This window comes from Pseudomonas mendocina (assembly GCF_003008615.1).
GTDB classification, from domain to species: domain Bacteria; phylum Pseudomonadota; class Gammaproteobacteria; order Pseudomonadales; family Pseudomonadaceae; genus Aquipseudomonas; species Aquipseudomonas mendocina_C.
This window is the reverse complement of sequence record NZ_CP027657.1, coordinates 4,036,477-4,049,070: the sequence shown is the minus strand read 5'-3', so window position 1 is coordinate 4,049,070 and position 12,594 is coordinate 4,036,477. Positions and strand designations below refer to the sequence as shown.

The following is a 12,594-nucleotide window of genomic DNA, read 5'->3' as shown; positions in this document are numbered from 1 at the left end:
GATCGTCCATCCCAAGGCCAAGATCGTCAATCCACAAACGGGTAGCGAGTGGCTATAAAGAGCCCATACAAGAACAACAGGAGGTGAACATGCCCCGTACCCTGCCGCAACTGATCGACGGCCAATGGCAAACCAGCCAGGCGCATGAGCTGATCGAAGTCACCGACCCGGCCACCCAGGAGGTGATAGCGCTCGCCCCCAAGGCCACCGCCGAGGAAATCGAGGCGGCAGTGGCCAGTGCGCAGAAAGCCTTCCTCGCCTGGCGCGAGGTGCCGGTATCGGAACGTGCCCGCCTGATGCTGCGCTACCAGCACCTGCTCAAGGAACATCACGACGAGCTGGCGGAAATCCTCGCCCAGGAAACCGGCAAGACTTTCGCCGATGCCAAGGGCGACGTCTGGCGTGGTATCGAAGTGGCCGAACACGCGGCCAACATCGCCAGCCTGATGATGGGAGAAACGGTGGAGAACGTCGCCCGCGAGATCGACACCGCCAGCTGGATCCAGCCCCTGGGTGTGTGCGTCGGCATCACCCCATTCAACTTCCCGGCAATGATTCCGCTGTGGATGTTTCCGCTGGCCATCGCCTGCGGCAATACCTTCATCCTCAAACCCTCCGAGCAGGATCCACTGACGCCCAATCGCCTGGCCGAGCTGTTCATCGAGGCCGGCGCGCCGGCCGGCGTGCTGCAGGTGCTGCATGGCGGCCGCGAGCAGGTCGATGCGCTGCTGGTACACCCGGCCGTGCGTGCGGTGTCCTTCGTCGGCTCGGTGACGGTGGGCCAGCATGTCTACCGCACCGGCACCCAGCACCTGAAGCGCGTGCAGGCCTTCGCCGGGGCGAAGAACCATATGGTGATCATGCCGGACGCGCCCAAGGATCAGGTGATCAGCAACCTGCTCGGCGCCAGTTGCGGCGCGGCCGGGCAACGCTGCATGGCGATCAGCGTCGCGGTGTTCGTCGGTGAGTCGAAACAGTGGATCGACGAATTGGCCGAGCAGATGGCCGCATTGCGCCCCGGCCACTGGCAGGACAGTGGTGCCGCCTACGGCCCGCTGATCAGCCCGCAGGCGCGCCAGCGCGTGTTGCGCCTGATCGACGAAGGCAAAGCCGAAGGCGCCGAGTGCCTGCTCGATGGCTCACAGTGCACGGTCGAGGGTTACCCGAATGGCAACTGGGTCGGCCCGACCCTGTTCCGCGGGGTGACAACGAAGATGAGCCTGTACCGCGAGGAAATCTTCGGCCCGGTGCTGGTGTGCATGGAGGTAGACAGCCTCGAAGAGGCCATCGCACTGGTCAACGCCAGCCCCTACGGCAACGGCACCAGCCTGTTCACCCGCTCTGGCGGCGCTGCGCGGCACTTCCAGCATGCGATTGAAGTCGGCCAGGTGGGCATCAACGTACCGATTCCGGTGCCGCTGCCGTTCTTCTCCTTCACCGGCTGGAAAGGCTCGTTCTACGGCGACCTGCACGCCTACGGCAAACAGGCGGTGCGTTTCTATACCGAGACCAAGACAGTCACCAGTCGCTGGTTCGACGACACGCCACTGGAGGCCGGGCCGAACATGACCATTCAACTGAAATGAGAACGGGATAACTCTTAGAACCTGTTCACGATCTCGCGAGCTAGAGCCATGCAAGGCAAAAACAGGCGAGGACGCACAGTTTACAAACTGTAAATGAGCAGTCCGACCGGGCTGGCGCTCCAGCCTGTTTTTAACGCAGTAGGGCCGACGCGCAGCAAATCGTGAACAGGTTCTTAGACCAATAGACGATCACCCGAACTAGCCAAGCGGCGTAAAACAGTGCCCTGCAGAACAACAATAAAGGAGCACTGCAATGCGCCGACTGACTGCCACGCTGGCCCTGTGGGCCGGAATCACCGCCTGTGCGCAGGCTGCCGAGCCGATCACCCTCGGCCTCAACTACCCGCGCACCGGCCCTTATAAAGAGGAGGGGTTGGCGCAGATGCGTGGAGCCCTGCTGGCCATCGATGAAATCAACGCCACCGGCGGTGTGCTGGGGCGGCCTTTGCGCCTGTCCAGCAAGGACACTGCCTCGCGTCCGGCCAAGGCCGAGAAGAACGTCGACAAGCTGGCTGCCGAGGGCGCGGCGATGCTCTTCGGCGGAGCCTCCAGCGCCGTCGCCATCGCTGCGGGCAAACGCGCCAAGCAACACGGGCTGCTGTATTTCGGCACCCTCACCTATTCCAACGACACCACCGGCAAGGACGGCCACCGCTACATGTTCCGCGAATGCAACAACGCCTGGATGAGCGCCCAGGTGCTCGGCCAGTACCTGAGCAAGACCCAGCCGAACAAGCGCTATTTCTACGTCACCGCCGACTACACCTGGGGCCATACCAGCGAGGCATCGCTGCGCCACGCCACAGTGACCGATGACGTCGGCCAGCATGCCAGTGTGCGCGTGCCCTTCCCCGGCGCCCGCCTGGCCGACTATACCGATGCCCTGACCCAGGCGGCCTCCAGTAATGCCGACATCCTCGCCCTGGTACTGTTCGGCGAAGACCTGGTGCGCGCCATGCGCATCGCCAAGGATCTGGGCCTGACCGAGCGCATGCAGATCGTCGCGCCCAACCTGACCCAGAGCATGGTCGAACAGGCAGGCCCGGAACTGATGCAGGGCGTGGTCGGCACCGAACCCTGGACATGGCGAGTGCCGGCGCTGGAAAAATCGGTGCGAGGCGAAGCCTTCGTCCAGTCCTTCAAGAGCCGCTACGAGATGTACCCCTCCAGCTCGGCCGCCTCGGCCTACAGCATCGTCCAGCAATGGGCCGATGCCGCCAAACGTGCCAACAGCCTCGACAGTGAAGCGCTGATCAAGGCGCTGGAAGGCCACCGCTACACCCTGCTGAAAGACGAGCAGCAATGGCGCGCCTTCGATCACCAGAACCTGCAGACGGTCTACGCCGTGCGGGTGAAATCGCGTGACGAGGTGCTCAAGGATCCGCTCAAGCAGGACTACTTCGAAATCGTCGACCGCCTCGATGCCAGCAGCGCGCTGCCCAGCCTCGCGCAATGGCAGGCCGAGCGCCGTGCCGGCGGCCAACCCCCGACCTTGCAATGAGATGCCATGGACTTCGAACTCAGTGATGAACAACGCCTGCTCACCGACAGCGCCCGCGCCTTCGCCACGCGGGAACTGGCGCCCCACGCCGCCGACTGGGACCGTGACCATCACTTCCCCGTCGAGGTGATCCGCCGCGCCTCCGAACAGGGTTATCTGGCCCTGTATATCGCCGAAGAGGATGGCGGCCTGGGCCTGTCGCGGCTCTCCAGTTCGCTGATCTTCGAGCAGCTGGCGGCCGGCTGCGTGGCCACCACCGCATACCTGACCATCCACAACATGGCCACCTGGATGCTCGCCAGCTTCGCCGACCAGGCGCTCAAGGACGCCTGGTTGCCGGGGCTTATTTCCGGTCAGTCGCTGGCCTCCTACTGCCTGACCGAACCGGACGCCGGCTCCGATGCGGCCAACCTGCGTACCCGCGCGCGCCGTGACGGCAACGACTACGTGATCGACGGCAGCAAGTGCTTTATCTCCGGCGCCGGCAGTACCGACGTGCTGATCGTCATGGCGCGCAGCGGCGAGGACGGCGCCAAGGGTATCTCCTGCTTCCTGGTACCCGCCGACGCCCCCGGCGTACGCTACGGGCGCAACGAGGACAAGATGGGCTGGAAGGCGCAGCCGACCCGCACCATCACCTTCGAGGGCGTGCGTATTCCCGCCAGCCACCGCATCGGCCCGGAAGGCGAAGGCTTCGTCTACGCCATGAAAGGCCTCGATGGTGGCCGTCTCAATATTGCCAGCTGCTCGCTGGGGGCGGCCCAGGCAGCGCTGGAACAGAGCCTGCGCTACGTCGAGGAACGCAAGCAGTTCGGCAAGCCGCTCAGTCAGTTCCAGGCTTTGCAATTCAAACTGGCCGACATGCTCACCGACCTCACCGCCAGCCGGCAGATGGTGCGCCTGGCCGCACACAAACTCGACCATGGGCATGGCGAAGCCAGCCTGTATTGCGCCATGGCCAAGCGCTTCGCCACCGACCACTGCTTCGCTGTCTGCAACGAAGCCCTGCAACTGCACGGCGGTTATGGCTATCTGAATGACTACCCCCTGGAGCGCTGGGTGCGTGACGCCCGTGTGCACCAGATACTGGAAGGTACCAACGAAATCATGCGGGTGATCGTCGCCCGCCGCCTGCTGCAGCAAGGCGGCATGCTCGATCACTTGCTGTAACCGCTTAATACCCTCTCCCATGAATGGAAAAGGGAAGATAATCGACGAGGAATCGTTATGAGCACTGCACTGGAAACCTACAAATCCGGCATCTTCGACCTGACCCACAAGCTCACCGTGGAGAAGCATGGTCACACTGCGCTGATCACCATCAACCACCCACCAGCCAATACCTGGGACCGTGATTCGCTGATCGGCCTCAAGCAGGTGGTCGAACACCTCAACCGCGACGACGAGGTCTACGCCCTGGTGGTGACCGGCCAGGGGCCGAAGTTCTTCAGCGCCGGCGCCGACCTGAACATGTTCGCCGACGGCGACAAGGCCCGCGCCCGCGAAATGGCACGACGCTTCGGCGAGGCCTTCGAAACCCTGCGCGATTTCCGTGGCGTATCCATCGCCGCGATCAACGGCTACGCCATGGGCGGCGGCCTGGAGTGCGCCCTGGCCTGCGACATCCGCATCGCCGAACGGCAGGCGCAGATGGCCCTGCCGGAAGCCGCCGTGGGCCTCTTGCCCTGCGCCGGCGGCACCCAGGCGCTGCCCTGGCTGGTGGGTGAAGGCTGGGCCAAGCGCATGATTCTCTGTGGCGAGCGCATCGATGCTGAAACTGCCCTGCGTATCGGTCTGGTCGAGCAGGTGGTGGACACCGGCGAAGCACGCGGCACTGCCCTGCTGCTGGCAGCCAAGGTGGCGCGACAAAGCCCGGTGGCGGTACGCACCATCAAGCCGCTGATTCAAGGCGCACGCGAGCGCGGCGCAAACACCTGGCTGCCAGAAGAGCGCGAGCGTTTCGTCGACCTGTTCGACGCCGACGACACCCGTGAAGGCGTCAATGCCTTTCTGGAAAAGCGCGACCCGCAGTGGCGCAACAAGTGATCCGTAGGGTGCACCACGCACACCAGGAACCCCAATGATGAATGTGACCTTCGAAGAACGCCCCAGCCTGCACGGCTACCGCATCGGCATCGCCACCCTGGACGCCGAGAAAAGCCTCAACGCGTTGTCGTTGCCGATGATCAAGGCGCTCGACGACCGCCTCAAGGCCTGGGCTGACGACCCTGAGATCGCCTGCGTCGTGTTGCGCGGCAACGGCCCCAAGGCCTTCTGTGCCGGGGGCGACGTGGTGCAACTGGTCAACCAGTGTCGCGAACATCCTGGCGAAGTGCCGCCCCTGGCGCGGCACTTCTTTGCCGATGAATACCGTCTCGACCACCGCATCCACACCTACCCCAAACCCTTCATCTGCTGGGCGCACGGGCACGTGCTGGGCGGTGGCATGGGCCTGATGCAGGGTGCCGGCATCCGTATCGTCACCCCGAGCAGTCGCCTGGGCATGCCGGAGATCAATATCGGCCTGTACCCGGATGTCGGCGGCAGTTGGTTCCTTGCCCGCCTGCCAGGTCGCCTTGGGCTGTTTCTCGGCCTCACCGCTGCCAGCATCAATGCCCGCGATGCGCTGGATCTGAACCTCGCAGACCGCTTCCTGCGTGACGACCAGCAGGACGCCCTGCTGACCGGCCTGGTACAACTGAACTGGCGCGAGCAGCCCGACGCTCAGTTGCACAGTCTGTTGCGGGCGCTGGAAAACCAAGCGCGGCCGGAGCTACCGAGCGCCCAGTGGCTATCACGCCGCGAACGTATCGACGAGTTGCTCGACGTCGCCGACCTGCCCGCTGCCGTATCCGCCATCAGCGTCCTGCAGCAGGACGAAGACGCCCTGCTCGCACGCGCCGCCAAGACTCTCGCCCATGGCTGCCCACTGACCGCGCACTTGGTCTGGCAACAGATTCGTCGCGCCCGCCATCTATCGCTGGCCGAGGTGTTCCGCATGGAATACGCCATGAGCCTTAACTGTTGCCGCTACCCGGAATTTCCCGAAGGCGTGCGCGCCCGCCTGATCGACAAGGATCAGACGCCGCGTTGGCATTGGCCGGACGTCGCCGCGATCCCGCCAGCCGTGATCGACGGGCACTTCACCGCGGCATGGGAGGGCGAACATCCATTGACCGATCTGTAACACCCGGTGCGCACAGCACACCCTACCAGCCCGGGTGCAAGCCGGGAGAGCTCGAACAATGACAAGGGATGCGCACCGCGCATCCAACAAAAAGGAGAAGCCGCCATGACCCAGATCGCCTTCATCGGCCTTGGCCACATGGGCCTGCCCATGGCCCGCAACCTGCTCAAGGCGGGCTACCCGCTGAAAGTCTTCGACCTGGTGCACAGCGTCGTCGACACCCTGGCAGGCGAAGGCGCCCTGGCGGCCGATAGCGCCGTCGACGCCATCGATCAGGCCCAGGTAGTGATCAGCATGCTGCCCGCCAGCCGCCACGTGGAAAGCCTGTATCTAGGCGACGACGGGCTGCTCAACCAACTGCCAGCCGGCACGCTGGTGATCGAGTGCTCGACCATCGCCCCGGAGTCCGCGCGCAAGGTGCACGCCGCCGCGAGCGAGCGCGGCATCGCCCTCCTTGATGCGCCGGTGTCCGGCGGCACTGGTGGTGCCGCAGCCGGTACCCTGACCTTCATGGTCGGCGGTGATGCGCAGGCACTGGAGAAGGCCAGGCCAATGCTCGCCGCCATGGGCAAGAACATCTTCCATGCCGGCCCTGATGGCGCTGGCCAGGTGGCCAAGGTGTGCAACAACCAGGTGCTTGCCGTGCAGATGATCGCCACCGCCGAGGCCATGGCCATGGGTGTGGCCAACGGCCTGGATCCGGCGGTACTGGCAGAGATCATGCGGCAGAGTTCGGGCGGCAACTGGACGCTGGAGAAATACAATCCCTGGCCTGGCGTGATGGAAAACGCCCCCGCTTCGAAAGGTTATAGCGGTGGTTTCATGGCCGAGCTCATGGCCAAGGATCTGGGCCTGGCTCAGGAAACCGCCAGCCACAATGGCAACAGCGCGCCGATGGGTGCGCTGGCGCTGCAGCTCTACCGCCTGCTGCTCAAACAGGGCAAGGGCAAGCAGGATTTTTCGGTGGTGCAGCAGCTGTTCGTATGAACAGGCTGGCGAAGCGCTGCGCTCGCCAGCCACCTTCGAACCTCTTTGCCGATCAACGCTCGCGCAAGGCTTCGGCACGCGCCCGAATGATGGGCTTGAGCAGATAGCTGAGAATGCTCTTCTTACCGGTCATGATATCCACCGAAGCGACCATGCCAGGAATGATCAGTAGCGGATTCTCGTCACTGCCCAGATGGCTTTGCCGGGTACGCAGCTTGATCAGGTAAAAGCTGTTGCCGTCTTCGTCGGTGACCGTATCCGCGCCGATCTGTTCGAGATCGGCTTCCAGGCCGCCATAGATGGTGAAATCGTAGGCGGTGAACTTGACCATGGCCTTCTGCCCCGGATGGAGAAAGGCAATGTCCTGCGGACGGATGCGTGCTTCCACCAGCAAGGTGTCGTCCAGCGGCACGATTTCCACCAGATCGCTGCCCGGCTGGATCACGCCGCCGATGGTATTGACCAGTAATTGCTTGACGATGCCGCGTACCGGCGATGTGACCAGGGTTCGTTTGACCCGATCCTCCAGTGCCTTGCCAGTGGCATTGGCCTTGCTCAGCTCGGTACGTGCCTCGTTCAACTGCCCCAGCGCCTCGCTACGAAAACGCGAACGCGCCTCGGCAATCTTGTTCTCTGCCTCCTTGATCGCCGACTCCGCACGGGGGATCGCCAGTGTGGTGGCGTCCAGTTGGCCACGGGTTTCCACCTCGGCGCGGCGCAGACGCAGCACCTCCACCCGGGAAATGGCGCCTTCGGCGACCAGGGGTTCGGAAATGGAGATTTCCTGACGCAGCAACTGCAAGCTGTTGCGGAACTGAGCCTGCTTGGAGATGAATTCCTGCAGCTCCTGACGACGCTGCACCATCTGCTGTTCCAGGCCACCCAGCTCATCGTTCAGTTGCTGACGACGGCTGAGGAACAGTGCCTCCTCGCTGGCAGCCTGCTCGGGTGCCAGCGCGCGCAGCTCCTCAGGAATCATCAACGGGCGATCATCCACTTCGGCGCTGAGACGCTCTACCCGCAACTGCATGGCGGTACGATCCGCCTCGGTCTCGCCGACGTTGGACTCGAAGCGCGTGGGATCAAGGCGCAGCAGCGGCGCACCAACTTCCACGACTTGCCCTTCATGGATGAACAGCTCGGAGATGATGCCGCCCTCGAGGTTCTGCACCTTCTGCAACTTGGACGAAGGAATCGCCTTGCCCTCACCGCGCGTCACCTCATCGATTTCGGCGAAGTGAGCCCAGAAGCCGAGGAACGCGACGAACCCCAACAGCGTCCAGATGGTCAGGCGTACCACCCGTGGTGCATCTTCCACCAGCGCCTTGTCGACCTCGGGCAGTGGCTCGCCGGACAATTGCTCGCCGCCCTGAAAGTACTGACGCAACATAGCGAATGCCTTAAGCGACACTGATCTGCCCCTTCTTCAGTGCTTCCATGACCGACTCCTTGGGGCCATCGGCGATGATGCGACCACGGTCGATGATCAACAGACGATCGACCAGCGACAGCATGGACGCGCGGTGCGTCACCAGCAGCAGCGTCTTGTTGGCGAGCACCGCGCCGATACGCTCCTTCAGGCGTTCTTCACCCGGGTTGTCCATGGAGCTGGTGGGTTCGTCGAGCAGCAGGATAGGCGGATCGAGCAACAATGCACGCGCCAGCGCGACGTTCTGCCGCTGACCGCCGGACAGGTTCTGCCCACGCTCGCCGACCTGCAGTTCATACCCTTGCGGATGCAGGCGAACGAACTCGTGAACCCCGGCCAGTTCCGAGGCCTGCAACACCAGCTCGTCCTCGACGTAGCGGGCACCGGCCATCAGGTTATCGCGCAGGGTACCGCTGAACAGCTGGATGTCCTGTGGCACGTAACCGACGTTGTGGCGCAGTTCGCTGACGTCCAGTTGACGGATGTCAGTCCCATCGACCAACAGACTGCCCGAGTCGGCCTGGTACAACCCGACGATGAGCTTGGCCAGCGAACTCTTGCCAGAGCCACTGCGGCCGATGATGCCGATCTTCTCGCCCGGCCGGACGATCAGGTTGATCTCGCTGAGGGCAAGGGTCTGCTGATGGGGGTAGGTGAAACTGACCTGGCGCAGCTCCAGGCTGCCCTGCAGCTTGGCACGCACCAATGGCTGCTCACCCTCGTGGCGCTCCTGCGGCAGATCCATCATCTGATCGACGTTGATCATGGTCAGACGGGCCTGCTGATAGCGGGTGAACAGCCCAGACAGCTGACTCAAAGGGCCAAGGGCACGACCATTGAGCATGTAGCAGGCGATCAAGCCGCCCATGCTGAGATTGCCGGCCATGATCAGGTAGACACCGGCGACGATCATGATCACGCCTGCCAGTTGCTGGATCAGCATGGTCAGATTCATCGCCAGGCTGGACAACATCTTCACCCGCAGCTCAAGGCGGCCCAGGGTGCCGATGGTCTGCTCCCAGAGGTATTGTCGGTCGCTTTCGGCATTGTTGACCTTGACCGCATCAAGGCCGGCCAGGGTCTCGATCAGGCTGGACTGGCGCTCGGCGGCCAGGGCCATGGTGCGATCCATGGTGGCCACGAGCGGCTTCTGCAACAGCCAGCTGATGCCCATTGCCAGGGGGAAGGCCAGCAGCGGGATCCACACCAGATGCCCACCGAGCAAGCCGATCACCAGCAGGATCAGCAACGTGAACGGAAGGTCGATGACACTGGTCAGCGTCAGCGAAGCGAGGAAGTCACGCAGCGTCTGGAACTCATGGATGTTCTGGGCAAAGCTGCCGACACGCTGCGGACGAAATTTCACCGCCATGCCGACGATGCGCTCGAAGAGCGTGGCGGAGATGATCAGATCGGTCTTCTTGCCAGCCAGGTCGAGACACAACCCGCGCATGGTCTTGAGCAGCAAATCGAAAATGTAGGCCCCGGAAATACCGATGGCCAGCACCCAGAGCGTGGCTGCGGCCTGGTTGGGTACCACGCGATCATAGACATTCATCACGAACAGTGGCGCACCGAGGCCGATCAGGTTGATCAGCAGACTGGCCGCGACGGCATCCATGTAGAGCCAGCGCGAACGCTTGAGGGTGTCGCGAAACCAGGACTGGGTACGCGGAATCAGGCTGCCCTGATCCAGGTCGTATTTGTGCTGGGGTTGGGCGAAGAATACCTGGCCGTTGAAGTCTTCTTGCAACAGGTCGCGAGCAACCCTCACTTCGCCGCCATCGCTTTCGCTGAGCAACAACCGCGCTTCGCCTTGCTCGCTCCAGCCCAGCAGCACCGCACAACGTCCTTCCTTGAGCAGCAACAAAGCAGGAAGCGCGATCTTGGGAATCTGCTCGAGACTTCTGCGCAACAGGCGTCCCTGCAATCCCGCACGGGCGGCAGCGCGGGGCAGCAGCTCGGCGGTCAGGCGCTGCTTGGGCAGCGGCAGGCCGCTGGTGAGCATGGCGCGATTGGCCGGTTTACGGTGCAGGACGCAGAGAGAAAGGAGCGAATCCAACAGCGGATCGTCGTGCTGCCCGCGCGGATCAGAGTTGCTTTCAACACGACTGGCTTGTGGATCCACACCAGGACTCTCTTCAGTGATTCTTCGGATACATCTTCATGTCCCACAAACGGGAATGCCCGCAAAGGATAAACGCATCCTCAGCGGGCAGCTCACAGCAAGGCGGGGTAATCAGTTCAGGCTGGGCAGCGTTGCCTTCGGTTTGAGGTCGGACTGGACCACGGTCGCCATGGGCGCCACAACCCCTTGACTCTTAAGCAATTCGCCCATGGTGGCCTTGATGCGGTACTGAGTAAACAGCTCGCTGTAACGCAGGTCGGTCAGACGACGCGAGGCTGTGAACAACTCGTTCTCACTGTCGAGCAGATCCAGCAGCGTGCGTTCACCAATGCTGAACTGCTTCTGGTACGACTCACGTACCCGCGTGCTGTATTCCACGTACTCACGGGCGATGGGCAACTGCTCACGGGCATTGTTCAGCGCGTTCCAGGAAAGGCCCAGGTCTTCGTTCAATACGCGCATCGCGTTGTTGCGGATGTCCAGCGCCTGGTTCACCTGATAGGACTTGGACTCCAGGTCGGCCTTGTTGCTACCGCCGGCGAACAGGTTATAGCGCATGCGCAGCATCGCCTGCCATTCGTTGGAGTGGCCGTCCACACCGTCGATGTTGCTGTCGGCGTTGCGTGACAGTTCCGCATCGAAACGCGGGTAGAAAAGCGACTTAGCCGCCTCGTACTGCTTCTCGGTCGCCGCCACATCGGACTCGGCGGAGCGCAGGATCGGGCTGTTGGCCACCAGCGCCTGACGTGCGTCCTGCAGCGATTCCGGCAGTTGGCCCGGCAGGCCGGACGGCTCGACCAGCTCCGTAGGATCCAGACCGACGACGCTATAGAAGTTGGTGCGAGCATCAGCCAGATTGGTCTGCTCGGTGATCAGATTGTTACGCGCCTGGGCCAGGCGGGCCTCTGCCTGATCCTGGTCGGCCAGACGGCCGACGCCACGCTGACTGCGCAGGCTGATCTGATCATAGATACGTTCGTGGCTGCGCAGGTTGTCTTCTGCAAGGCGCACCATCTCTTGGCGGCGCAGTACATCTATATAGACTTCGGCCACATCCAATGCGGTGCGCTCGGAAGTTCCCAGCAGTGCGTAAGCACGAGAATTGACCGTGGCTTGCTGGCGACCCACTTCGTTCTGGGTAGCGAAACCATCGAACACCATCTGGCTCAGACGCAGACTGGACTCACCGCGATTCAGGGTTTCAAAACCGTGACGCCCTGTAGCACGGGTCGAAGTGTTGTCAGTGCCTTCGCGACCATAACCAGCCAGCAAATCCACGGAAGGCAGGTAGCCGCCACGAGCCGCCTCGAGCTGTTTGTCGGCTGCCAGACGGCCATTCACGCCGGCCTGGATTTCAGGGTGCACACCCATGGCATGTTGCATGGCTTCAGGGAGAGTCTGGGAGTAAGCGGGCAGGCTGATCGCCAAGGCAAGCGGCAGAACGTGGAACAGGCGCAAACGCATAAACTGGCTTCCTTAACAGGTAATGTGGGCGTCCTAGAGCGCCCGGACGGAACGAGTCGCCAAGGGCACCAATAATGTGACTCAAGTCACATTGCAAAACACCAGACGAAGAGCAAATATCAAAGTGACATCAGTTCGGCAATTGTTTAGGATGCCGGCGAATAGGTCAATACTCTGACGCAAAACACCTAGTCAAAAAGTTTTAGCCAAAATTCTGGCGATACTGTTTCAACATCTTTACACCCTATTTGCCAGCCTAGCGCCGGGCCAAGAATCGAGTAGGCCAGAACGACGAAAGGCACGTTGAGAACC

General features: G+C 62.6%; 9 protein-coding genes. 6 read left to right on the top strand and 3 right to left on the bottom strand.

What is annotated here, in order from left to right; translation table 11 throughout:
• Window positions 1–89: 89 nt before the first annotated feature.
• The 6 genes from C7A17_RS18775 (at window position 90) to mmsB (ending at window position 7,261) form a co-directional block, all read left to right on the top strand.
• Complete coding sequence (locus C7A17_RS18775; RefSeq protein WP_106739442.1) at window positions 90–1,586, top strand: CoA-acylating methylmalonate-semialdehyde dehydrogenase; 1,497 nt, start codon at window positions 90–92, stop codon at window positions 1,584–1,586.
• Between the two features lie 253 nt (window positions 1,587–1,839).
• Complete coding sequence (locus C7A17_RS18770; RefSeq protein ID WP_106739441.1) at window positions 1,840–3,087, top strand: ABC transporter substrate-binding protein; 1,248 nt, start codon at window positions 1,840–1,842, stop codon at window positions 3,085–3,087.
• Window positions 3,088–3,093: 6 nt separating this feature from the next.
• Window positions 3,094–4,257 carry an acyl-CoA dehydrogenase family protein gene (locus C7A17_RS18765; RefSeq protein ID WP_106739440.1) on the top strand — a complete coding sequence of 388 codons (1,164 nt, stop codon included), beginning with the start codon at window positions 3,094–3,096 and terminating at the stop codon, window positions 4,255–4,257.
• 57 nt (window positions 4,258–4,314) lie between these two features.
• Entirely contained in the window at window positions 4,315–5,133 is an 819-nt protein-coding gene (locus tag C7A17_RS18760) for an enoyl-CoA hydratase (RefSeq protein WP_106739439.1), read from the top strand.
• Window positions 5,134–5,170: 37 nt separating this feature from the next.
• The gene (locus C7A17_RS18755) at window positions 5,171–6,274 is read left to right on the top strand and encodes an enoyl-CoA hydratase/isomerase family protein (protein ID WP_106743036.1); all 1,104 of its coding nucleotides are present in this window, start codon (window positions 5,171–5,173) and stop codon (window positions 6,272–6,274) included.
• 105 nt (window positions 6,275–6,379) lie between these two features.
• Complete coding sequence (gene mmsB, locus C7A17_RS18750; RefSeq protein ID WP_106739438.1) at window positions 6,380–7,261, top strand: 3-hydroxyisobutyrate dehydrogenase; 882 nt, start codon at window positions 6,380–6,382, stop codon at window positions 7,259–7,261.
• A gap of 52 nt (window positions 7,262–7,313) precedes the next feature.
• On the opposite strand, the gene C7A17_RS18745 is transcribed toward mmsB, so the two are convergent.
• The 3 genes from C7A17_RS18745 to C7A17_RS18735 all read right to left on the bottom strand — a co-directional run bounded on the left by C7A17_RS18745 (window position 7,314) and on the right by C7A17_RS18735 (window position 12,282).
• Window positions 7,314–8,651 carry an HlyD family type I secretion periplasmic adaptor subunit gene (locus C7A17_RS18745; protein WP_106739437.1) on the bottom strand — a complete coding sequence of 446 codons (1,338 nt, stop codon included), beginning with the start codon at window positions 8,649–8,651 and terminating at the stop codon, window positions 7,314–7,316.
• 10 nt (window positions 8,652–8,661) lie between these two features.
• Complete coding sequence (locus C7A17_RS18740) at window positions 8,662–10,818, bottom strand: type I secretion system permease/ATPase (protein WP_106739436.1); 2,157 nt, start codon at window positions 10,816–10,818, stop codon at window positions 8,662–8,664.
• Window positions 10,819–10,929: 111 nt separating this feature from the next.
• The gene (locus C7A17_RS18735) at window positions 10,930–12,282 is read right to left on the bottom strand and encodes a TolC family outer membrane protein (protein WP_106739435.1); all 1,353 of its coding nucleotides are present in this window, start codon (window positions 12,280–12,282) and stop codon (window positions 10,930–10,932) included.
• Between the last annotated feature and the right edge of the window lie 312 nt (window positions 12,283–12,594).